Here is a 25,143-nt window from a genome sequence, read left to right on the forward strand (position 1 = left end):
CCAAGATAATGCACAAGGGATGCTATAAAATAGAACGGCACTGGATATCGTCAGCCGACGGCAACAAAGAATGCTATCCCAGCGGTATCGCCCTGAGGAAGGCCGAGGTCCAGGTGGTGACCGGACTGTGGGACAAAGCGGTCGATCTGTATCAGCAGGTGCTGGCCGCCGCTGAGCGCCTGGGGGCAGATCACCAAAGGGCCGAAAGCCTTTTCCGACTGGGGGAGGTGTTCAGGCTGAAGAGCGAATACCCGGCGGCATTGGAGCATTTATCAAAAGCCAAGCAGTTGTTTGAGGAGCTGAGCGAAGGGGGAGGAGCGGCCAAAGCGGCAGGCGCCATGGGCGGAGTATTTGGAGAGCAGGGAGATTATCAGCAGGCCCTGGAATGCTTTAGCGAACGAAAAGACTGGGCGGAAAAAACCGGGGATAAAATGGAGCTGGGGATAGCCTGGGGCAACCTGGGGGTGATCTATGCCGAGCAGAAGATGCTGGACCGGGCCCTGGAATGCTACCGGCAGCAAAAGAAGCTGGCCGAAGAGACCGGCGACCTGTTGGGAGTTTCGCTGGCCGAGGGGAATTCCGGCAATATGTACCTGTACCAGGGCGAATATGATACGGCCATTGAGCATATGCAAAGGCAGATGGAGCTGGCCGCCAAGATCGGGGACAAAAGGACCCTCTGCGGCGTGACCTGCAATCTGGGGTTGTTGTTTAAGAGACAGGCCCAGCTGGAGAAATCGCTGGAATATCTGCATAAGGCGGTCCAGGCGGCTTCGGAAATAGGGTATATCCGGGTGGTTTCCGTGGCCACGGGGAATGAGGGGGTGGTCTGCCTGCAGCTTGGCCGGTGGGATCAGGCCAGACATCATCTTGAGGAGCATAAAAAACTTACCGAAGAAATGGAGGATTGTCCGGGCCAGATCATAGCACTGGTGAATCTGAGCAAACTGGAGGAGTTGGCCGGGGACCCGGACAAGCCCCAAAGCCTTTTGCGCGCCGCCCTGGAGATTGCCGGCAAAAGCAAGCTGACCAACCTGAGGGTGATCATTTTAAACACCCTGGCAGAACTTTTATTGGAACAAAATAATCCCGCCGAAGCTTCCAATTTGCTCCGGCAGGCAGCATCGTTGAACCGGGAACAGGAGGATCCCGAGCAGACAGCCGTGATGGGATTTTTGTCTTTATTGCTGGAACTGGAACAGGGGGAAGCTTCGGCACTCAAGGGATTAAAAGAACTGGCTGAAAGTGAAGCATCGGAATCCATCAAAATGGGGGCCTGCATCGGGCTTTACCGGCATACCGGCGATAACGATTACCTTGAGGCGGCCGGAGAGCTTTCGGAAAAGTTGTATGCCCAGACCCGGGATGTGGAATACAAGATAAGGATGGACCGGCTGCGGGCCAGGAAACCAGTCAAGACGAGAGAGTATACATGAAAAAAACCGAGATCCCCGTCCGCGGGATGCATTGCGCCTCCTGCGTCAATAACCTCGAACAGCATCTGAAAAAGCTCGGAGGGATAGTTTCGGCCAGCGCCAACCTGGCCGCCGAGAAGGCCTTCATCGAATACGATGAGGGGCAGATCGATGTCGCCGGGATAGTCAAGGCCGTCAGCGATGCGGGCTATCAGGTCCCAGTCCAGAAGCTCTCCCTGCCGGTGGGCGGGATGCACTGCGCCTCCTGCGTGCTTAACGTGGAGAAGTCCTTGAAGAAAAGCCCGGGGGTGGTATCGGCCAGCGTCAATCTGGCCACCGAGCAGGCCGACATCTCATATCTTCCGGAGATGACCAGCCGGGATAAAATAAAGACCGCCATCACCGAAGCCGGATACCAGGTGTCGGAAGGATCCGCCAAATCCGAAAATGTGCCAGTTGCTCCGGCGGTCTCATTGGATGTCCGGCGGGAGGAATATTACCGGTCGCTTAAGCGAAGGTTTCTGTTCGCCCTGATATTTGCCGTTCCGGTCTTCCTGGGCGGGATGCACATGTTCCTGCCATTCCTTCCCGGCTGGCTGCATGATCCCTACATCATGCTGGGCCTGGCGGCCCCGGTCCAGATATTCTCCGGCTGGCCGTTCTACCAGGGTTTGTGGGCCTCCATAAAACGGCGCAATGCCGATATGAATACCTTGGTGGCGGTGGGGACCACCGCCGCCTTCGGCTACAGCCTGGCGGCCACCTTCTGGCCGGAATTCTTCGCCGGTGCGGGACGGGAGCCGGCCTACTATTACGATTCGGCGGCGGTGATCATCACCCTGATCCTGCTGGGCCGAATGCTGGAGGCCAAAGCCCGGGGCCGGACCTCGGAGGCCATCAAGCGGCTGGTCGGCCTGCAGGCCAGGACCGCCCGGGTGGCCAGGGATGGCAATGAGATCGAAGTGCCGCTGGATCAGCTTATAGTCGGGGATATCATCATTGTCCGGCCGGGGGAGAGGATCGCCGCCGACGGGGTCATCACCCAGGGGTATTCCACCATCGACGAATCGATGATCACCGGGGAGAGCATTCCGGCTGACAAAAACATCGGCGACCAGGTCATGGGCGGCACCATCAACAAGACCGGAGCCTTTCGCTTCAGGGCATCAAAGATCGGGCGGGATACCATGCTGGCCCGGATCATCAGACTGGTGGAGGAGGCCCAGGGCAGCAAGGCTCCGATCCAGAGGCTGGCCGACCGGATCGCCGCCATCTTCGTCCCGGTAGTGATGGCGGTGGCCGCCGCCACCTTTGTCGCCTGGCTGATCTGGGGGCCGTCGTTCAATATGGCCCTGATCAACGCGGTGGCGGTGCTGGTGATCGCCTGCCCCTGCGCCCTGGGGCTGGCCACCCCCACCGCCATCATGGCCGGCACCGGACGGGGGGCCGAGCTGGGGATACTGATCCGGCGGGGCGAGGTGCTGGAACAGGCGGGCCGCATCACCAGCATTCTGTTCGACAAGACCGGGACCCTGACCTCAGGGAAAATAGCCGTCACCAATGTGGCGGTGATGCCGGAATTCAATGAGGACGAACTGCTGGCCCTGGCTGCTTCGGCCGAAAGTTCATCCGAGCATCCCATCGGCCAGGCCATAATGGATTACGCCCGGCTGAAAAAAATATCATTGTTGGAAGTTTTAGATTTCAAGGCTTTGCCAGGCTCCGGCCTCAGCTGCCGGGTGGGCGGGCGGATGGTGGAGGTCGGCCACCGGCAGATGATGGAGCAGAAAGGCATCGGCTACACCAAGCTGGAAAAACTGGCCGGACGCCTGCAGCAGGAGGGCAAGACGGTGGTCTATGTTGCCATAGATTCCCGGCCGGCCGGGATCATCGCGGTGGCCGACACCCTGCGGGAGAATGCCGTCCGGGTCATCGCCGACCTTAAGGGCCTGGGTCTGAGGACCGCCATGATCACCGGGGACCACCGGGAGGCGGCCATAAACATCGCCGGACAGCTGGGGATCGACCAGGTGCTGGCCGAAGTTCTACCCGGCGATAAGGCAGCCGAAGTCAAAAAGCTGCAAGCCGCCGGGCAAAAGGTGGCCATGGTGGGCGACGGGATCAACGACGCTCCGGCCCTGGCCCAGGCCGACATCGGGATAGCCATGGGCCGGGGCACCGACGTGGCCATCGAGTCGGCCGACATCATCCTGATCAGTGATAATCTGGAACTGATAGCCGGATCGCTGAAGCTTTCTAAGGCCACCCTGAGGGTGATCAAGCAGAATCTTTTCTGGGCCTTCTTCTACAACGTCATCGGGATACCGGTGGCCGCCGGGGCGCTGTATCCCCTCTGGGGGATACTGCTCAATCCCATGCTGGCGGCGCTGGCCATGGCCTTCTCCTCGGTCAGCGTGGTGAGCAACAGCCTTAGGCTGAGAAAGTGGAAATAATAAAAACAGGTTGCACATCCAATGGTTAGGCCGGATGTTACTTTCTTGTGACCAAGAAAGTAACCAAAGAAGTCTTTGCCGCCCAGTTCCGCGGATAGCAAGGCTTACGCCCCGGCATTCATTGAACCAGAACAAGCAGGAGGCACATGACGCAATGACTGCTTTTTCGGGGCTGAAGCATAGCCGCTCCGCTGAAGGCGGGAACCCACCTCCGGGTCGCATCAGCGCTGCTGTCCGGCTAAAAGCTGCCGTGAAAAATGTTTTGCCTGCGGGTGCCTAATTTCGTGATCAAGACATTTAGGCAGCTGGCTATAAAAACTACCAGGCAGCGGTGCAGCGACAGTTCTTCCGCCACCGCAGGTAAATCCATATAGGCGGATCCGCCTTTGGCGTGACTTTGTAGCTTTCTCTTCAAAGAGAAAGCGGAGAAAGGATAATTTTACGGAAACGGGAAATAATCTGAAGAGTCTTATTGCGGCGCTGGCCATGGCCTTCTCCTCGGTCAGCGTGGTGAGCAACAGCCTGAGGCTGAGAAAGTGGAGGCCCTAAGAAGGTTTGAAATATTGAGTATGTCATTCCAGACTTGATCGGGAATCCACCAGAGATATGGATTCCTGCTCCCCGCCTTTGCGAGGACAAGCTTCGCAGGAATGACATACCGTGTTTATATCTTTTGGGATTTATATTAAAAGCAAAAATAGTGTTTAAGGAGGCTGACATGAAAAAACTCTTATTGACTATCACTGCCCTGCTGGGCCTGGTCTCTCTGGCCGCGGCCCAGACCGATTCGGGAGCCGTCTACATCCAGATGGCCAACACCAGCTACGGGCAGAAGCTGTACCGGCAGTCCATCGAAGATTACCAGGCGGCATTAAGATTCCGGCCGGGGCATACCACGGTGATCTACAACATCGCCTGCAATTACAGCCTGCTGGGCGATGAAAAGCAGGCGCTGGCCTGGCTCAACCAGGCCATCGACGCCGGGATGTACAATTTTGATCAGGACGAGGATTTTAACAACATCCGCAAATCCAAGGGCTATAAAAAGGCCCTGGCCCGGTCGGCAAAATTAATGGAAAAGATAAAGGGCCGCACCAACCAGCCGGTGGTGCTGCTGCCCGAGGGGTTCGATCCGGGGAAAAAATATCCCCTGCTGATAGCCATGCACGGCTTCGGAGGAGAGCCGGTGAACTTCTCCAAGGCCTTCAAAGCGGCCGGCAGCAAGAAGGGCTACATCGTCTGCTGTCCCTACGCACCCGAGGTGATGGGCAAGAACAGCTTCAACTGGGGGGAGTGGGAGCAGGCCGACCGGCGGATCATGGAGACCATCGCCTTGCTGAAGGCCAAGTATCAAATAGACGAAAAGCGGATGATCATCGCCGGCTTCTCCCAGGGCGGGTATTACAGCTACTACCTGGGCCTGAAGCATCCCGACATCTTCATCGGCTCCATTCCCATCGGTCCGGGCTACGGGACCGAACTGGATCCCCTGATGGCCGAAGCCGCCAAAAATAAGATCATATTTTATGTGCTGATGGGCGAGCTGGAGCCGGAGGAAAGGATAGAGAAGAATATCCAGGCCATCAGGCAGTTCACCAAGGCCGGGATCACCGCCAGCTTCAATTTCTTCTCCGGGGTGGGGCATGCCCTGCCGGGGGATGCGAACTTCGAGCTGGTCCGGGCCATAGAGTGGATAGAGAAGTATTGAGGGGCTATGCCACAAAGACACAAAGGCACAGAGCGACTTATGGTTCTAGTCATTGCGAGAAGACATCTGCGCCTGACGGATGAAGCAATCCAAGTTTTTGGATCGCTTCGCCTAGGCTACCTTATTTGACCACTTCCAGTGCCGTAGCTTCAGCGAAGGCACTCGCATGTTTGATATCGGGCATTACTCGCGATGACGTAGGCCGCGGATATTTTATTGCGAATTCACTTGCATTATCATGGGGCGGGGTGTATATTTCATAAAGGCACATGGCAAAACATATAAATTCAAAAGCCATGTGCAAATGTCCTAAAAATCATTAAATAGGAGATATCAAGCATGTTTAAACCTTTCATCTCTTTTATGATGGCGATGGGCCTCGCTTTAACGGGGGCGGTTCTTAATGCCCAGGAATTCCCGGTTGCCGTAGGAAGGGATTCCACCATTGGGTCGTGCGCGGTCTATGGGGGCGAGAACGGAATTATAACCATTTTGGGAGATACCTTGGATCAGAGCAATGTCACCGCCCAGCTGATCGGGTACCCGGATAGCCTGATCGGGGCCAGGATCTCGATCGGCCGGCAGGCCGAATTCCCCGGGGCGCTGACGGCCTTCGACGGGACCAACTATCTGCTGGCCTGGCGGGAGAGCGACAATTCCCTCAACGGCCAGTTCATCAGCACCTCGGGCGGATTGGTGGGAAGCTATTTTACCATCGCGGCAAACGCATCCCTGATGCATCCCGGCGACTTCGGCCTGGCCTTCAACGACACCTCTTATATGGTGCTATTCGTCAAGACCGACACCCTGCTTTACGGCCAGCGGGTTTCCAAGAGCGGCAGCCTGATCGGCGGGCAGATCCAGATCAGCAGCAATCTGGCCCGCGACATCTCCCTGGCTTATGACGGGGCCAATTATCTGACGGCCTGGGTCGAGGTGATCCAGGACAGCGACAAGGATATCTATGGGCAGTTCGTCGGAGGCAACGGTTCCCTGAGTGGATCCAATTTCCTGATCGACGGCGGACCGAACCTGAGCGATAATCCGACCAGCTTGGCCTTCGACGGCTCCAGGTATCTGCTGGTCTATCACGAAACGCCCGACACCGGCACCAAGTGGACCATAATGGGGCGATTCATCACCACCTCGGGGGTGCTTCAGGATTCTATTGTGGTTTGCGACTCAATCCTGGACCCCGGCATGCCCAGCATCGCTTTTGACGGGACCAATTACCTGATAACCTGGTCGCAGTACTCCATTCTGTCGCTCTTGGGAAGATTCTGGTCACCGGCTGGGATTCCGGTCGATGCTCCATTTGTAATATTCGATTACGTAGCCGGCAAGGTTCCCGTTGGAGGCTGTGGGTTCGGCGGCGGCAAGTACCTGGCCGTCGGTTCAAGGATGGATTATAATTTCACTGACGGCGATGTTTACGGAAGGTTCATTGAACCGCTGACCGGAGTGGCGGGCCGGGAAGAGCGGCCGACAGGTCGGTTTGCCTTGACCCAGAATTATCCCAATCCGGCCGATCGGCCGGCGGTGATCAGCTATCAGCTGCCCGCCAGCGTTTTTGCTGAACTGAAGGTTTACGACATGCTGGGCCGGGCGGTGAAGACGCTGGTCAGCGAACACCAGGGCGCAGGGAGCCACAGCGTTAAATTTAATCCCGGCAGCCTGGGGAACGGGGTATATTTTTATCGTTTACAGGCCGGTGGTTTTGTGGAGACGAAAAAACTGGTGTTGATGCGGTAAGCAGGATTGATATCATTTTATTAGACCTCACCCCTGCCCACTTTCGTTTGTCATTTATTATCGCCATCTCAGTGCAGGCTCTCTCCAAATAAATTTGGAGAGGGTGTTAGGTTAGGCCCGGATGGAAGGCCATCCGGGCTTATGTTTTTATTCAGCGATACCATTCCGCCAAAGGCGGACAGGAAATAATATCGCTGGTAATTCAACAAGGCTTTGCCGAAGCCTATTGGCAGAGGCCGCAACTGCGGCCTTGTGCGCCTTCGCCGTAGCTACGGCGCTTGAAATTGCCAACAATACAAGCGTAGGCGAATGATACCAAGCGATAGGCTTCCTCCTACGCTTTGGCTGCGGCGGATAAATTAGCCTATCGCTAAAACACAAAACCTGATAAAACCATTTATGAAATTTCTTCTTGATTTTGCCTGGGGCGGGGTGTATAGTTGATACTGTAAACACTAAATATATCGGTGATGAAATGAATCTTAAATATTTTGCCTTATTCATTTTTCTTATCGCCCATGCCGCCCTGGCCGGACCCAGGCCCACCGTGGCCATCATGGATCTGCAATGCCAGGGCCTTTCTGCTGCCGATGCTGTCATAGTAACCGACCGCCTCCTCTCGGAGCTGGGCAAGGCCGGGACTTACGACATCGTAGAGCGCACCAAGCGCGATGAGATATTAAAAGAACAGGGTTTTACCATGACCGGGGCCTGCGACCAGACCAGCTGTCTGATCGAGGCCGGCAAGATGCTGTCGGCTTCCAAGATGGTGGGCGGCAGTATAGGCAAGTTCGGGCAGGCCTGGGTGGTGAATTTAAGGCTGGTGGACGTTACCACCGGAAAGATAGATAAGACGGTGGACCGGGATTTTAACGGGCCGCAGGAGAGCCTGCTACTTTTAATGCGGGAGGCGGCCGGGGAACTGGTGGACAAGGATATTTTATTGCCCGAGGAAAAAGCCCTGCTGGAAAAGGGGCGCAAGGACATTGAAAAGATAGAAACGGAATACGCCCAGTCTCAGCAACAAAACCAAACTTTTGAACAGGAAAAGATCTCCGAGGCCGAGGCCAGACGGCGGCAGGAGGAGGCATACAAGGCCAGGCTTTACGCCCAGAAACAGGAGGAGGAACGACGGATAAGGCTTAAGGCGCTGGAGAAGGAGAACGAACAGAAGAAAGGGGAATACCGGAAGCAGTTGAAGGAAAAGGCCAAGCAGGACGAAAAGGAACGCCGGGAACGGCTGATGGCCCTGGGCTACATTAAGCCCTACCGGGGCACGGCCAAGGCTTTTATGTGGTCGGGGGTTGGTTTGACCGCTGGGGCCGGAGTGCTGAAGATACTTGCCAATAAGGAATACGACAAATACCAAAGCGCGGAACTGACCGCCGATGCCGTGGAGGCCCGGGACAACACCGAGAAATTAGACAAGTTTACTTATATAACGGCCGGCACGGCCGGGGCTTGTTTTCTTACTTCGGGGATTTTATATTTGGTTGGCAATAAAAAGCCGATGAGCCTGACGGAAAATGGTCCGGAATTGGACCTATATTTTACTGACCGCCCCCTAACCCCCTCCCGTGAGGAGGGGGAACAGGAAGCCCCTTCCCTTGCGGGGAAGGGGGTGCCTGCACGCCGTAGCCTTTGCGAAGGCGTGGGGTTAGGTCTGACCTGGAGGTTTTAGCAATGAAAAAATATATTGCCCAATTATCTGTTATCTGTGTGCTGTTATCTATTGTGGGTTGCGGGAGGAAGTGGAATAATCCAGTGGAATCTGCTGTGCCATTGCCGGGGGTGCCCGGTTTAATTTCACCTGCCAATAATGCATGGATTTGGAATGCACAAGATACGATTACATTTACATGGTCTAAAGTTGATGGTGCGACAAAATATAAATTACGGCTGAGTAATTATTCAACCATATCTGATTCATTTGTTGCAATTGAAATAGCGGACACGTTTTATAATTGGGTAGATACTAATAAGTTAGGTAAAATTTATTGGCAGGTAAAGGCGTGGAATCCGATCAATGAATGGAAACCAAGTTTAATAAATGTATTTGAAAAAGGTCCATATGTAATTGGAAAAACATTTACCACATATTATGGTGGAGAACCCAATTGCCAAATTATTTATAATAATTACACGTATTTTTTTTATAATACAGAAATTGCCATTTACGATATATCTAATTACAACACACCGCTCCATATAAAAAATGTTATTTATCCCAGAGGTAATTCAACCGGGTTAAAGGCAATTTTAGCAAATAATTTGTTATATATACTTGTTGCTGGTGATGGTTTAAGCATTGCATCATTAACAGATCCATTAAACCCAACAGAAATAGGCTATGTAACTAATTGTACACAAATAGATGTGCCAAGAAATATTGGCATTGCCGTTCGTGATACTATAGCGTATGTTGCCAATTTCTATAATGGTCTATTTCTTATTAATATCAAAGACCCAAATAATCCAACCAATGTGTCTTCTTGCAATATTGGAAAATATTCATATGATGTAACTATATCAGGTAATTATGCATATATAGCAAAACAAGATTCTGGAATAACTGTTGTTGATATTAGTGATCCAGTAATGCCCGTTGTTGTAAATAACATTAGTTGTCCAAGAACAATATTTCACACTTTTGCGAATTCTAATATATTATATGCATCATATTATAAGTTCTCTTTAGCAAATCCAATATATCCCGAAATAATGTTAGAAGACATTGCTTTCTGGTTTCACAAATTAAGAATGGGCGGGGGTATATTATTTGGCGGTATGTATGTTTATCAAGAGAATAATATTACTAAAATTGCCGAGTGTGTTAAAATTAATGGTGATACTTTAGCAAGCTTTCCGGATTTTGATATTAACAGCAATTACCAGTATAGTTATGCCAGGTATTACAAACAGGTCAGTGGTGGGCGACAAGATATTGGAAGTGGTGTTTGTGTTTTTAAAGTTGCGCCGTTTAGTGTTACTAAATAAGCATTAAGGATATAATGAAAATGGAAAAAGATTTATATATTAGAATACTACAATTTGGAGATAAAAATCCGGAAGGTTTTAGTTATACCCAATTAATAAAGGAATGTAATATTAGAGACAAAGAGATTGACATTGTTGATAAATATTTTTCCCATGCTTATCATAACCCCTTTAAGGGCGCAAAGGGGGATCCGCCCCTTGAAACACCGTTTTTCTTATTATATGCACCCGCAAACCTTGAAGGTAAATATAAAGACGAAAAAATAAAATATATTTTAACGATTGAGGCAAAGTTTAAATATATTGATTACCTTGAATTAACCGAAGCAATGAAAAATGCAAAAATAGCTACACGAATTGCCATTGCCTCAATATTAATTACTTTGGCTGTTTCAATATTCACAATATTTTTTAATAAAGTAGAAATAAAAAAGCCAATAGAGATTATAAATAACAATGAAGAATCGATAAAAAGCATCAATCAAAAATTAGATACTTTGATAATGCAGACAAGAACATATAAAAAGTAAAAAGACATGGCTTGAATATAAAAATTTATTCGGTTATAATACACTCACGGTGCGGGTATTACTGCCCGCACTAATTTATTTTAGCCCGCTAAACACGCGAAAAGGCGCCAAAACATTTTAGTTTCTTTAGCGTATTTCGCGGGAAAGAATCCAACCCCTTCTCAGGAGAATCCATTTGGACCGCACCCAGGAACTGGGCCATACCCCGGTAGGCAAACTGCTGTGGAAATATTTTCTGCCGGCCATCATCGGCGTGCTGGCCAACACCCTGTACAACATCGTGGACCGGATATACATCGGGCGGGGGGTGGGGGCGCTGGCGCTGTCCGGCCTGTCGGTCACCTTTCCCATCATGATCATCGCCATGGCCTTCGGCATGCTGGTGGGCATGGGCTCGGCTTCATTGGTCTCCATCCGGCTGGGCCAGCAGAACAAGCCGGAGGCCGAGAAGATCCTGGGCAACGCCTTCACCTTGCTGATCGTCATCTCCTTCGGCATCACGGTGCTGGGGCTGGTCTTCCGGGACACCATTTTGTCCCTGTTCGGGGCCGGGCCGGACACTTTGGGCTACGCCAAGCAGTACATCACCATCATCCTGTGGGGGAACATCTTTCAGGGGCTGGGCTTCGGGATGAACAACATGATCCGGGCCGAGGGCCACGCCAAGACCGCCATGTACACCATGCTGATCGGGGCGGTGGCCAACGCCCTGCTGGACCCTCTGTTCATCTTCGTTTTTAAGATGGGAGTGGCCGGGGCGGCCATCGCCACGGTGATCTCCATGGCCATCACCAGCGCCTGGGTGCTGCTGCACTTCACCGGGAACAAAAGCGGACTGCGGCTTAAGACCGCCAATCTGCGGCTGGAAAAGAAAATAGTGCTGGGGATCTTCTCCATCGGGATGGCGCCCTTCGCCATGCAACTGGCCGGCAGCGTCATCAACGCCCTGTTCAACATCCAGCTGATAAGATACGGCGGGGACCTGGCGGTGGGGGCCATGGGGATCATCAACAGCGTGGCCATGATGGTGGTGTTCTGCGTGATCGCCATCAACATGGCCTCCCAGCCCATCATCGGCTTCAACTACGGGGCCAAGCAATACCACAGGGTCAAGCGCACCCTCAAGCTGGCCCTGATCGCGGCCACCGGCATCACCGTAAGCGGTTGGCTGGCGGTGGAGATATTCCCCGGGGCCATCATTTCGCTGTTCAACACCAGCGATCCCGGACTGCTGGCCATAGGGGTCAGGGGGATGAGGATCCTGCTGTTCATGTTCCCGGTGGTGGGCTTCCAGGTGGTGGGCTCCAACTTCTTCCAGGCCATCGGCAAGGCCAGAATCTCCATGTTCCTCAACCTGCTGCGCCAGGTGATCGTGCTGATACCGATGGTGCTGATCCTGCCGCCGCTTTTAAAGATCGACGGGGTGTGGCTGTCCGGGCCGCTGGCGGATTTAATCGCGGCCTCCATCACCGCGGTGATGATCCTGAGGGAGGTGAAAAAGCTGAACCGGAAAAGCGGTGCTTGATAATTTACCGCGAAGACGCGAAGCCCACAAAGAAAAATTATAAAAATCTTGGCGCACTTGGCGCCTTCCGCTTACGCTTTATATCGGCTTCCTCGAGTGCCATAGCTACAGCGGAGGCACTGACGGTTCAAAAAGCAATTGCAATTAATATCAATAAGATCAGCGTTCATCAGCGTTCTATACAGTTGCGTTCAATGAAAAGGCTGAACGGTAAAATTCGTTAAAATATAGTTTGATTTTAGAAATGGCATCAACTATAATTAGCACAGTAAATAGGGTCATTATTTAATTATAATGACCCTTTCTATTGGCTGGTCAAACAGGAGAAGATAATGAAGAAATTGGTGGTTATTCTTGTTGGATTATTTTGCGTCAATATTTCTACTGCCAGCGATGTCCGGGTAAAAGGGCTGGGGGGCAGCACCATCATCGAAGATTTAGAAAACGATATCTATGATAATCCGGCATTAATGTCAGGCATGCAATATGATTTTGCGGCTTTGGGTTTCAGCAACAGTTTAACCAGCAACGAGACTTTCTATGTTCTTGACAGCATCTGCCAGTATTATAAAACTTCCAGAAATTCACCAACGATAGATATAAAGGCTGGTTTGAATGACAGAAAGACAACTAATATTGCAATAAGTTATACCGAAAATATCAACATTAATGATTCCTCAAGAATCAACTATGGAATCATCAATCTTGGATTGGCACAAAAGGCAGGCAGGTTCGGCTACGGTTTCGGTTATGACCGATCATTCAATGTTAATAATAATTGGTATGGTGTCAAAGCCGGGATATCAAACATGGACAGCCTGAATAACCTGGCGTTTCTCGTAAATTATTATAAAAGAAATTATGGGGAGACATATCTTATAGAATTGAAATGGCGTTCCATTCGCAGCAAAAACAGGACCCTTTGTTTAAAAGGCGGGTTGAGCCAGCCTTTAGGACATCGCGGGAATTATTTCCGTCTGGGGGTTGGTATGGCCTATTATCTAAGGCTATTAAGAACCAGAATAATATTTGATATTTACGAAGGTATTGATCTGGATATGAGCGAATATATTTCGCTTATTGGTGACGGGCATTTGGCATTAGAGACATATATATTATCCCCATGGACGGTACGTTGTGGAACGGATGGACCGGTGCTGGATCTGGGCACAACAGTTAAAATCAACGAAAAAATAAAAATCGAATATTCCTTTGAAACGGAAAACCACACAACTTATAAACGGGTAGATACTCTTTACGTTAATAATAGAACCGAATCAAAAACCCAATGCCATTATTTAAAAGCCATTTACGCGTTTTAATAGGTTATTCTAATACTGAAACGATAAGATCTGCGTTCATCAGCGTCCGATGAGAGTATTGACTGACAAGACCATCATCGAATCATTCCTGCGCCAAAACCCCGCCCTGCACCTCTATGAGCTGGGCGACCTGGACGATTTTTTCTTTCCCTACACCACTTGGTACGGTCATGAAGAAAACGGGGAGGTAAAATCCATTGCCTTGCTGTATAATGGTACCGAGCTGCCGGTCCTTTTGGCCCTGGACCAGCCGGGATCCCCTTTCATGGAAGAGCTTCTGGCTCAGCTGGCCGGTGAATTGCCGGACAGGCTCTACTGTCATCTGACCCCGGGCCTGGAAGAGATCTTGAAAGAAAAATTTAGCTTAGAATCGCACGGCACCCACCATAAGATGGTGCTGTCCCGGCCGGAGGTTCTAAAAAATATCGATACTGCCGGGACCACGCCATTGGGTGCCTCCCACAGGGAAGAGATATCGGATTTCTACGCCGCCAGTTATCCCGACAACTGGTTCGATGCCCGGATGCTGGAGACCGGACAGTACTTCGGCCTGCGTAAAGAAGGCCGTCTGGCGAGCATCGCCGGGATTCACGTCTATTCGCAGCAGTACAAAGTGGCGGCGCTGGGGAACATCGCCACCTGGCCGGAACTGCGGGGCCAGGGGCTGGGGACAAAGGCCACCGCCGCGCTGTGCCAGAATCTTTTGCAGACGGTCGATGTCATCGGGCTCAACGTCAAGGCCGACAATGCCGGGGCCATCAGATGCTACCGAAGGCTGGGCTTCGAGACCTGCGGGGAGTACGGGGAATTCATGGCCTACCGCACCTGATCATAAGGCTTTACAAAAATATCCTTTCGGTGTATAATTATTTCTGATCAATTATAAGAACAGCCAAGACCCCCCATGCTAGCGGGGCCTTGGCCTTTCGGCGTTTACGGTTCGGGAACGCTGCCCACGAAATACACGAAAAACACAAAAAATTAACCAAGAATATTTTCACACAAAGCATGCACTGAGCTTGTCGAAGTGACACAGAGGCACAAAGAGGTAATCTTAATACCCAAGAAACCCGAAACGAACTCAGTGATCTTGGTGGCTTAGTGAGAGGTGGGTTGTTTCTCACACAAAGCATGCACTGAGCTTGTCGAAGCGACACAGGGACACGAAGGGTAATCTTAGTTCTGGTAATTACAAAATAATCTTGGTGCCTTAGTGGCTCAGTGAGAGGTTGGTTGTTTCTCACACAAAGGCACAGAGGCGCAAAGTTTAAAATCATTATAATTAGTGGTCTTGGTGTCTTAGTGAGAGATTGAAATAAGTTTAATCACAAAATATAATATGATCTGGGATAAATTTTCAAAAGCGGTCTACCACAGCCCGTCGTTCGCCAAGCTTTTTAAGCTGTATGCCTCCGATCAGAAGCTTTTCGGCCTGACCGGGCCCTGCGAGGCCGGCAAGCCGGTGATCGTCTCCGGGCTGTATGCCAAACAGCCCCGGACCCTGCTGTGGATCACCCCCGGCGACGAGGAAACCGAGCGGCAGCGGGACAATCTCTCCGTCCTGCTGGGCCCGGACAACATCAGATGGTGGGCGGCCTGGGACATCCTGCCGGGCGACCAGAAGGAGCCGGACGTGGAGCTGGTGGGCAGCCGGATGGAATGCCTCCAGGCCCTGTCGTCCAGACAGCCGGCGGTGATCCTGGCCTCGGCCCGGGCGGTCATCCAGCGCACCGTCAACCCGGCCGAGTTCGGCCAGCGGAGGATAGACCTTTCTTTGGGCATGAAGATCGATCGGGAGGAGCTGCTGGCCCGGCTGATAGACTCCGGCTATGAGCGCCAGCCGGCCGTGTCGGGCATCGGGGACATCAGCCTGCGGGGCTCCATCATCGACATCGCCAGCTTCAGCGAGGAGGGGCCGGTCAGGCTGGAGCTGGACGACGACATCCTGGTCTCGCTGCGCCGCTTCAGCCTGCTGGACCAGCGCTCCACCGCCCGGCTGGAACGGGCCACCATCCTGCCCCGGATGGAGGTCTCCCAAAGGACCGCCTTGCTGCTGGAGCACCTGCCGGAGAATTGTTTGGTGATCATGGACGAGCCGGGGGAGATCTCCTCCGAATGGGCCGAGCTGTCCGAGGAGTACCGGGACATGGTCAACGATAACCGATTCGCCTCCGGCGAACAGTTCCGGCGGGGGCTAGCAACTTTCAGCCGACTGCTGGCGACCTCCGGGGCCGGCTTCGGGATGTCCGAGGAGAGGTCGCCCGAGGAGATCGTCCGCATCGGCATCCAGCCGGTGGAGCCCTTCATGTCCAATCTGGACCTGCTGGGGGCCAGGATCGAGAAACTGCACCAGGAGAACTTTCAGATCTTTCTGCTGTGCGACAACCAGGGACAGCAGGAGCGCCTGAACGAGATCATCGACGGCCAGAGCCGGGCAAGGGTCGCCGAGATCACGGTGGCCGGGCTGCACAGCGGCTTCGTCTTTCCCGAGGCCCTTTTGTGCGCCGTCACCGAGCGGGAGATCTTCGCCCGGGAGAAACGGAGAAGGGCCCGAAGGTTCTTCAAGGGGGGCGGGGCCATCCGCAGCCTGGAGGCCCTGAGGAAGGGCGATTTCATGGTGCACGTGGACCACGGCATCTGCCAGTATCAGGGTCTGAGCAATCTTAACATTGAGGGCCGGCAGACCGAGTGCCTGCTGCTGATCTTCCGGGACGGCGACAAGCTGTACCTGCCGGTGGACCAGCTGAAAAGGGTCCAGAAATACTCGGCCGAGGAGGGCCAACACCCCAACCTCTCCAAGCTGGGCTCGGCGGCCTGGGAGGAGACCAAGGCCCGGGCCAAGCGCTCGGCCCATGACATGGCCAAGGAACTGCTGGTCCTGTATGCGGCGCGAAAATCCCAGCCGGGGATAAGCTTCTCGCCCGACACCCTGTGGCAGAAGGAGCTGGAGGCCTCCTTCATCTACCAGGAGACGCCCGACCAGCTGAGGGCCATCGGGGAGATCAAGGCCGACATGGAGAGCGACAAGCCCATGGACCGCCTGCTGTGCGGCGACGTGGGCTACGGCAAGACCGAGGTGGCCATCCGGGCGGCCTTCAAGGCGGTGATGGACGGCCGCCAGGCGGCGGTGCTGGTGCCCACCACGGTGCTGGCCGAACAGCATTACCAGACCTTCCGGGAGCGGCTGGCCGACTACCCGGTGAAGGTGGAGATGCTGTCCCGCTTCCGCAAGCACGGCGACCAGAAGAAGGTCATCAAAGCGGTGGCCGCCGGCGAGGTGGACATCGTCATCGGCACCCACCGCCTGATCCAGAAGGACGTCCAGTTCAAAAAGCTGGGCCTGCTGGTGGTGGACGAGGAACAGCGCTTCGGGGTGGCCCACAAGGAGAAGCTCAAACAGCTGTTCAAGGCGGTGGACGTGCTGACCATGACCGCCACCCCCATCCCCCGGACCCTGCACATGTCATTGCTGGGGGCCCGGGACATCTCCAACATCGAGACCCCGCCCAAGGACCGGCTGGCGGTGATCACCGAGGTGTCATTATGGAACGCCGACCGGATCAAAGAGGCCATCCTGCGGGAGGTGGACCGGGGCGGCCAGGTTTTCTTCCTGCACAACCGGGTGCAGTCCATCGCCGCCATGACCGCCTATATCGCCAGTCTGGTGCCGGGGGCCGAGGTGGCCCTGGCCCACGGTCAAATGGAGGAGCGGGAGCTGGAGCGGGTGATGCTGGCCTTCGCCGCCAAGCGCTACGACGTGCTGGTGGCCACCACCATCATCGAGTCGGGCCTGGACATGCCCAACGTCAACACCATCATCATCAACCGGGCAGATAAGTTCGGCCTGGCCCAGCTGTACCAGCTGCGGGGGCGGGTGGGGCGCTCCAACAAGCGGGCCTTCGCCCACCTGATCATTCCCAAGGGGGGGCGGATCAACGAAATTGCCCGCAAGCGGCTGAGGGTGATCGAGGAGCTGTCCGAGCTCGGCTCCGGTTTCCAGCTGGCCCTGCGGGACCTGGAGATCAGGGGGGCCGGGAACCTTCTGGGGCGGGAGCAGCACGGCAACATGATCGCGGTGGGCTTCGAGCTCTACTGCCAGCTGCTGGAGGAGGCGGTCCGGGAGCTGAAAGGCCTGCCGGCGGTGCCCCAGATCGACGTCAAGGTGGAGATCCCGGGGAGGGCTTTGATCCCGCAGGATTATGTGGAGGATCCCAACGAGAGGATCAACCTCTACCGCCAGCTGAACAGGATCGGCGATATGGAAAAATTCGACAGGATCCGCGAGGAGATGTCCGACCGCTTCGGCCCGCCGCCGGAGGAGGTCAGCCGTCTTATCGAGGCGGCCCGGCTCCGGCTGGGGGCGGCCAGCCTGGGCGCGGTCCGGATAAAATGGGAGGGGTCAAAACTGGAGGTCTGGTGGCCGGAGGACCGCAATCCCTCCCGGGAGAAGCTGGAAAAACTGGTCCGGACCATCCGCCAGCCCCTGGAGTTCATCGCCGCAAAAAATTTCTGCGCCAGGATAGCCCTGGGCAGCCGGCCGGATATATCGGCCGTTTCCGGGGAGCTTTTCGCCGCCGGAAATTGAAAACTTCCAGCAATCCCACTTAGGTTGCCAGGGGTTGACAAAGCGGGGTTTAAGGGCTATATTTACTTATGTTAGCTGATATGAAAGTATGGCACCATGATGAAGGCATTATACTTGTAAGCCCGATTATGTAGCGGCACTTATCCCTCAACTTGTGTTGCTTCGAAGTTCCCCTTCAAATGCTAACAAGACTGTCGGTATCAGGGCAGGCTCTCGGGATGACATTGCTATGTCCCCCTGAGGAAGCTATTATGTCTGACAGTCTGAATGGGTGCGGGAGTTTATTCCTCAATTATTTAAAAAATTATTGAACAACTCATTATGATCTGCGATCTGTGCAAAAAAAACCAGGCGGTGATGCGCTACACCGAAGTGCGGGACAGCCGGAACACCGACTACAACCTGTGCCGGGAATGCGCCGAGCTCAAGGGCCTGGCCAAAAGCCTGAACCTGGCCCTGTCCTCCCTGGGGGACATGCTGGCCGGGATGATCCGCGATATCGGCGCTGAGCAGGATGACGATAATCAGGCCCAATGCCCCCAATGCGGGCTGGCCCTGACCGATTTCAAAAAACTGGGCCGGCTGGGCTGCCCCGGCTGCTATCAGGTGTTCAACGCCAGCCTCAAACCACTGGTCAGGCAGATACACGGCCTCAACGATCATCTGGGCAAGGCCGCCCCGGCCTCCGGTGAGATCAAAGCCGCCCCCTCCGAAAACCGGGTGGAGCGGCTTAAGCTGGACCTGCAGGCAGCGGTGCTCAAAGAGGAATACGAGAGGGCGGCAGCCTTGCGCGACCAGATCAAACAATTGGAGACCAGCGGGGCCAAATGAACCTTCCCGACAACGGCATACAGGGCCTGATCGGCCAGGAGGCCGGATGGCTTAAACCTTCGGACAGCGATCCCGGAGTGGTGATCTCCAGCCGGGTCCGGCTGGCCCGCAATCTGGCGGAGCATCTTTTTCCCGGCCGCTCCGGGCAGGCTGAGCGCAGCCTGGTCCGGGAGGAGGTCAGAAAAGCTTCGTCAGCGGTTAATTATTTCGGCGGTGCGGCCTTTTTCGACCTGGATATCCTGAACCAGCTCGACAGGACCGCCCTGTGGGAGCGCCGGCTGATCAGCTCGGACCTGATGGACAAAAAGAACGGGGCCGGGGTGCTGGTGGGAAGGGACCAGTCGCTGGACCTGATGATCAACGAGGAGGACCACATCCGGATGCAGAGCCTGCTGCCGGGCCTGGATCTGATCGAGGCCTTCCGGATAGTCGACCAGGTGGACGATCAGCTGCAGCGGAGACTGGCGATGGCCTATTCCCCGGAGTGGGGATTTCTGACCTGTTGTCCCAGCAACCTGGGGACCGGCTTAAGGGCCTCGCTGCTGATCCACCTGCCGGCCCTGGTGCGGGCCAAAAGGATAGAAAAACTTTTGAATCAAATGGAGGAGCAGGGGATCCTGGTGCGGGGCTTCTACGGCGAGGGCAGCGAGGTGGCCGGGGATATCTTCCAGATCTCCAACCGGGCCACCCTGGGCCGGAACGAATTGGAGATAATAGAGCATGTGGAGCGGGTGGGCCGCAGCCTGATGGAACAGGAAATGGAGGCCCGCCGATACATCATGGATCACGCCCGCCGGCAGACCGAGGACAACATCTGGAGGGCCTTCGGCATCCTGGCCAACGCCAGGATGCTTTCCTCCCGGGAATTTTTGGAGCTGACATCCTCCCTGCGTCTGGGCATTTTCCTGGGCCTGTTTCCCAGGATGGGGCTGAATGCCCTGAACAAACTGCTGATCACCACCCAGCCGGCCCATCTGCAGATCATGCTGGACGCCCAGCTGGAGGCCCATGAACGGGACGGGGAAAGGGCCAAAATGGTCAGGGCTATCATGGCAGATTTTATTTAAACTTTTCAAACCTCAAAACAGTCCAATATCAATAAGTAATTATCATGAAAGACAATAGATTCACCGAAAGGGCCAGAAGGGTCCTGTTCCTGGCCCGCGAGGAGGCCCGGCGCCTGCAGCATGACTACATAGGCACCGAGCATATCCTTTTGGCCGCTCTCCGGGAGGGCGAGGGGGTGGCGGTGGCGGTGCTGTTGAGCCTGGGCGTAAGCACCGAGCAGATCCGCCGTAAGGTGGAGGAGCTGATGCCCAAGGGCGGCCAGACCATCCTGATGGGCGAACTGCCATTCAACCTGTCGGCCCGCCGGGCCATGGAGCTGGCGGTGGAGGAGGCCAAAACCCTCCAGCACAATTATGTGGGCACCGAACACCTGCTGCTGGGGCTGATGGAAGATCAGGACGGCATAGCCTCCCGGGCCCTAGTGTCGTTGGGCATTAGTGCGGAGCTGATGCGCTCCGAGATCATGCGCCTGCTGTCCAGCGAGCCGGGATCATCGCCGACGCCTCAATCAAACGGGCAGAGCAAGACCCCGGCCTTGGATTATTTCTGCCGGGACCTGACCCGGCTGGCCCAGGACGGCAAGCTGGACCCGGTGATCGGGCGGGGCCGGGAGATAGAAAGGGTCATCCAGATATTGTCCCGGCGCAAGAAGAACAACCCCCTGCTGATCGGCGAGGCCGGGGTGGGCAAGACCGCCATCATAGAGGGGCTGGCCCAGAAGATAATCAGCGGCGAGGTGCCGGAGCCCCTGTTGTCCAAGCGGGTGATGGCCCTGGACCTGGCCGCGGTGGTGGCCGGGACCAAGTACCGGGGGCAGTTCGAGGAGCGGATGAAAGCTTTGATGAACGAGCTGCGCCAGACCCAGGACAACATCATCTTCCTGGACGAACTGCACACCATCGTGGGGGCCGGAGGGGCCGAGGGGGCGCTGGACGCCTCCAACATGCTCAAACCCGCCCTGGCCCGGGGGGAGATGCAGTGCGTGGGGGCCACCACCCTGGACGAGTACCGCAAGCATATCGAGAAGGACGGCGCTTTGGAGCGCCGGTTCCAGAGCATCATAGTGGAGGCCCCGTCGGTGGACCAATCGCTGAAGATATTAAAGGGTCTGCAGGAAAGATACCAGGACCACCACAAGGTGAAATACAGCGATGAGGCCATTGAATCGGCGGTCCGGCTGTCCGACCGCTACATCACCGACCGCTATCTGCCGGACAAAGCCATCGACGTGCTGGACGAGGCCGGCTCGCGGGCCAGGCTGTCCACCTCCGAGCCGCCGGCCGAGATAAAATTCTTGGAGAGCCAGCTCAAGGACATAAAAGCATGCAAGGTAGAGGCGGTCAAGGGCCAGGATTATGAGAAGGCGGCCACCTTAAGGGATTCGGAGAGGAACAAGCGCCAGGAAATAGAGCGGCTGCGAGAGGCCTGGAAGAAGAGCCGCGACCTGGTGGCGGTAAAGATAACCCAGGAGGACATCGCCTATGTGATCTCCCGCTGGACCGGGATCCCCATTGTCAAGCTGGAGGAGAAAGAGTCCGCCCGCTTATTGCGGATGGAGGAGGAACTCAGGAAGCGGGTGGTGGGGCAGGACCAGGCCCTGGAGGCCGTCTCCCGGGCGGTGCGCCGCAGCCGGGCCGGCATCCGGGACACCGCCCGGCCGATGGGCTCGTTCATCTTTCTGGGCCCCACCGGGGTGGGCAAGACCGAGCTGGCCAGGGTCCTGGCTTCTTTCCTGTTCGGAGATGAGAACGCCCTGATCCGGGTGGATATGTCGGAATACATGGAGAAGTTCGCCGTCTCCCGGATGGTGGGGGCTCCTCCGGGCTACGTGGGGTACGAGGAGGGCGGCCAGCTGACCGAGAAGATCCGGCGCAAGCCCTATTCGGTGGTCCTGCTGGATGAGATAGAGAAGGCCCATCCCGACGTGTTCAACATGCTGCTGCAGGTGCTGGAGGACGGCCAGCTGACCGATTCCTACGGCCGGAAGGTAAGCTTCAAGAACGCGGTGCTGATCATGACCTCCAATCTGGGGGCCCGGGAGATCAAGAAGGGCGTCAGCCTGGGATTCCAGAATAACGACCAGCTGCTGGCCTTCGACCAGATGAAGGACAAGGTGCTGTCGGAGCTTAAAAAAACCTTCAACCCGGAATTCCTGAACCGGGTGGACGAGGTGGTGGTATTCAATTCCCTGGGCCGGCCGGAGATGGGCCGGATCGTGGACATCCTGATAGGCCAACTTTCCCTGCGGCTTAAGGAAAAGAACATCACCATCGGCATCTCGCCCCAGGCCAAGGAACTGCTGGTGGCCAGGGGATTCGATCCCACCTACGGGGCCAGGCCTTTGCGCCGCACCATCCAGAGGATGGTGGAGGACCCTCTGTCCCAGGAGATCCTGAAGGCCGATATCAGGTTCGGGAACAGGGTGCTGATAGAAGCCGAAGGTGAGGTCTTGAAATTCGTTCCCCAGTCCCCGGGAAAAATCAGGGGAGGCGTCAGGAAAAAAACTCCCCGGGCGAAGAAATGAGTCCATGACCAGGCTGGCCATAGCCAGCCTGGTCATGTTTAATTGGCGAGGTTTTCAATTGACTGCATAATCCCGGAATGTTATAATTACAAGCCGATGCCCGCCCAAGTTTTTTTGGAACAGCTAAACCCGATAACTAAAAAAGAAAGACATACATGAAGCGCTTTTTATTTCCGTCAATAGTTATGGTAATTTCGCTCTTGGTCCAGACCTTGCCGGCCAATGCCGTCATCATAGCCGACCTCAGGGTAGAGGGTGTCGAACGAATCGATCCGGAGGTGGTGCTGAACGCATCGGGGATACTGCCGGGCGACCAGCTGAACGACAACAACATCTCCGAAGCGGTGAAGAAGATATACCAACTGGGTTATTTCACCGAGGTGGCGGTGGCCAAAGATTCGACCGAGAGCGGATATCTGCTGGTATTTTCAGTGACGGAAAAAGCCATCGTGGAAAGGATAGAATTCCTGGGCAATAAGAAGATCAAATCAGATCAGCTGGAGGAAAAGATCGCCCTCAAGCCCGGCAGTTTTCTGGATCCTCAGTACCTGGCCCAATCCAAGGATACCATCCGGGCCCTGTACATGGAGAAGGGCTACTTCAACGCCCAGGTTGAGGATACCCTGATAGAGTCGGGCAGCCGCTATGCGGTCCGTTTCAAGATCGAGGAGGGCAAGAAGATCCGGGTCAAGAAGATACTGGTCAGCGGCAACCAGGCCCTGTCAGACGGGGCCGTCATCAAAGCCATGAAGACCAAGCCCCGGGGCTGGACATTGGTCTGGAAGGTGATCCCCTGGTTCCGCAGCGGATCCTTCAACCAGGACACCCTGACCCAGGACCTGGACCGGGTGACCCGGCTGTACAAGAACCACGGCCATCTGGAGATAGCCGCCAGGCAGGATTCTCTGTCCTACAACCGGAAGATGGACCGAGTGGACATCCACCTGGAGGTGGCCGAAGGGCCGGAGTTCAAGATTGGCCGGGTGGAGTTCTCCGGCAACGACAAGATCGATACCAAGAGGCTCCACCGGATGACCGAGCTGAAGCCGGAAAAGATCTTCCGGATAGACGACGCCGACAAGACCCTGGAGAACCTGTTCTCCATCTACACCGAGGAGGGCTACATCTACTGCCACATCGAGCCCTTCCAGGACCTGCGGGATTCCACGGTGGACATCACCTATAACATCATCGAGAACAAACCGGCCTATGTCAACAAGGTGATCATCTCCGGCAACACCAAGACCCGGGAGAAGGTGATCCGCCGGGTGCTGACCGTCAAGCCGGGCGAGCTGTTCCGGCGTTCCAAGGTGATGCGCAGCCAGCGGGAGATCTTCACCTTGGGCTATTTCGAGGACGTCCAGCTGAACTACCAGCCGGCCGACACCCTGGGCAACATCGACCTGATCTTTGACGTCAAGGAGAAGACGGTGGGCCAGTTCCAGATCGGGACCACCTACGGGGCCACCGACGGCCTGGCCGGCTTCGTGCAGATCGGGGTCCCCAATTTCCTGGGCCGGGGCCAGCAGGTGAACCTGAAGACCGAGTTCAGCAACAAGAAGTTCAACGTCGATCTGGGCTTCACCGAGCCCTGGCTGTTCGACACCCCGACCTCGGTGGGCGTCAATGTCTATCACACCCAATATACCTATTCCGAGTACACTCAGAAAAAGACCGGCGGCAGCCTGAGTCTGGGGCGCCCCATCCCCTGGCTGGATTACACCCGGGGCTACTGGTCCTACAGCCTGGAGCGGATCAATATCACGGATATGTCCGAATCTTTTGCGCAAGCCATGAGCACTCAAGCATTCCCATCCATATCATCGAGCACCTCGTTTACGCTGGTGCGGGACAGCCGTGACCGGCCCTTCAACGCCAGCCGCGGCACCCGGACGGTGGGCCTGGCCAAGTACGCCGGCGGCATCCTGGGGGGCCGGATCGATTACCAGAAATACCTGCTGGAGTACCGGCACTACCGGCCGCTGTTCTGGAAGTTGGTGGGGATGGCCCGGGCCAAGACCGGGGTGGTGGACGGCTACAGCAGCCCCTCCACGGTGCCGGCTTATGAAAGATTCCGCATCGGCGGCTCGGGGGACGACGGGGTAAGGGGCTATCCCGACCAGAGCATCAACCGGGCCACCTACGGCGGCCGGATAATGCTGATCAGCAACCTGGAGGTCAAATACAGCTTCAACCAGAGCGTCTACCTGCTGGCCTTCGCCGATGCCGGGAACACCTGGACCCAATACGACCAGATCCATCCCTCGGTGCTGTACAAGGGCGCCGGCCTGGGGGTCAGGGCCGAGGTGCCGATGCTGGGCGTCCTGGGCCTGGACTGGGGATGGGGATTCGACTGGGACAAGAACGTGCAGTCAGACAAATGGCAGCTGCATTTCCAGCTGGGGACTTCGTTTTAATCAGTAAAAAAAGGGA

16 protein-coding genes are annotated in these 25,143 nt (G+C 55.2%); all 16 read left to right on the forward strand.

The window, feature by feature from the left end:
* Positions 1–8 precede the first annotated feature (8 nt).
* The 16 genes from A2273_11520 (at position 9) to A2273_11595 (ending at position 25,127) form a co-directional block, all read left to right on the forward strand.
* Complete coding sequence (locus A2273_11520) at positions 9–1,436, forward strand: hypothetical protein (protein OGF06185.1); 1,428 nt, start codon at positions 9–11, stop codon at positions 1,434–1,436.
* Positions 1,433–3,868: a copper-translocating P-type ATPase gene (locus A2273_11525; protein ID OGF06186.1), complete on the forward strand. Its 2,436-nt coding sequence runs from the start codon at positions 1,433–1,435 to the stop codon at positions 3,866–3,868. The genes A2273_11520 and A2273_11525 overlap by 4 nt, the downstream gene beginning before the upstream one ends.
* Before the next feature lie 718 nt (positions 3,869–4,586).
* On the forward strand, positions 4,587–5,576 hold the full coding sequence (locus A2273_11530) for a hypothetical protein (GenBank protein ID OGF06187.1): 990 nt from the start codon (positions 4,587–4,589) through the stop codon (positions 5,574–5,576).
* A 339-nt stretch (positions 5,577–5,915) separates the two neighbouring features.
* Positions 5,916–7,328 carry a hypothetical protein gene (locus A2273_11535; GenBank protein OGF06188.1) on the forward strand — a complete coding sequence of 471 codons (1,413 nt, stop codon included), beginning with the start codon at positions 5,916–5,918 and terminating at the stop codon, positions 7,326–7,328.
* Between the two features lie 475 nt (positions 7,329–7,803).
* Entirely contained in the window at positions 7,804–9,009 is a 1,206-nt protein-coding gene (locus A2273_11540) for a hypothetical protein (protein OGF06189.1), read from the forward strand.
* A gap of 1,040 nt (positions 9,010–10,049) precedes the next feature.
* Entirely contained in the window at positions 10,050–10,325 is a 276-nt protein-coding gene (locus A2273_11545) for a hypothetical protein (GenBank protein OGF06190.1), read from the forward strand.
* A 14-nt stretch (positions 10,326–10,339) separates the two neighbouring features.
* Positions 10,340–10,855 (forward strand): hypothetical protein, encoded by a 516-nt coding sequence (locus A2273_11550; GenBank protein OGF06191.1) that lies wholly within the window; start codon positions 10,340–10,342, stop codon positions 10,853–10,855.
* Positions 10,856–11,030: 175 nt separating this feature from the next.
* Entirely contained in the window at positions 11,031–12,380 is a 1,350-nt protein-coding gene (locus tag A2273_11555) for an MATE family efflux transporter (protein ID OGF06192.1), read from the forward strand.
* Complete coding sequence (locus A2273_11560) at positions 12,377–12,604, forward strand: hypothetical protein (GenBank protein ID OGF06193.1); 228 nt, start codon at positions 12,377–12,379, stop codon at positions 12,602–12,604. The genes A2273_11555 and A2273_11560 overlap by 4 nt, the downstream gene beginning before the upstream one ends.
* Before the next feature lie 108 nt (positions 12,605–12,712).
* Entirely contained in the window at positions 12,713–13,702 is a 990-nt protein-coding gene (locus tag A2273_11565) for a hypothetical protein (protein ID OGF06194.1), read from the forward strand.
* Positions 13,703–13,751: 49 nt separating this feature from the next.
* Positions 13,752–14,531 carry a GNAT family N-acetyltransferase gene (locus A2273_11570; GenBank protein ID OGF06195.1) on the forward strand — a complete coding sequence of 260 codons (780 nt, stop codon included), beginning with the start codon at positions 13,752–13,754 and terminating at the stop codon, positions 14,529–14,531.
* Positions 14,532–15,041: 510 nt separating this feature from the next.
* Entirely contained in the window at positions 15,042–18,287 is a 3,246-nt protein-coding gene (locus tag A2273_11575; GenBank protein OGF06196.1) for a transcription-repair coupling factor, read from the forward strand.
* A gap of 321 nt (positions 18,288–18,608) precedes the next feature.
* The gene (locus A2273_11580; GenBank protein ID OGF06197.1) at positions 18,609–19,118 is read left to right on the forward strand and encodes a hypothetical protein; all 510 of its coding nucleotides are present in this window, start codon (positions 18,609–18,611) and stop codon (positions 19,116–19,118) included.
* A complete protein-coding gene (locus A2273_11585; GenBank protein OGF06198.1) occupies positions 19,115–20,185 on the forward strand; it encodes a protein arginine kinase in 1,071 nt (356 codons plus the stop codon). The genes A2273_11580 and A2273_11585 overlap by 4 nt, the downstream gene beginning before the upstream one ends.
* 44 nt (positions 20,186–20,229) lie before the next feature.
* Positions 20,230–22,710, forward strand: a complete 2,481-nt coding sequence (locus A2273_11590) for a hypothetical protein (protein OGF06199.1) — start codon at positions 20,230–20,232, stop codon at positions 22,708–22,710.
* Positions 22,711–22,895: 185 nt separating this feature from the next.
* The gene (locus A2273_11595) at positions 22,896–25,127 is read left to right on the forward strand and encodes an outer membrane protein assembly factor BamA (protein OGF06200.1); all 2,232 of its coding nucleotides are present in this window, start codon (positions 22,896–22,898) and stop codon (positions 25,125–25,127) included.
* Positions 25,128–25,143: the final 16 nt, after the last annotated feature.

This window comes from Candidatus Edwardsbacteria bacterium RifOxyA12_full_54_48 (genome assembly GCA_001777915.1).
Taxonomy (GTDB): Bacteria; Edwardsbacteria; AC1; order AC1; family EtOH8; genus UBA2226.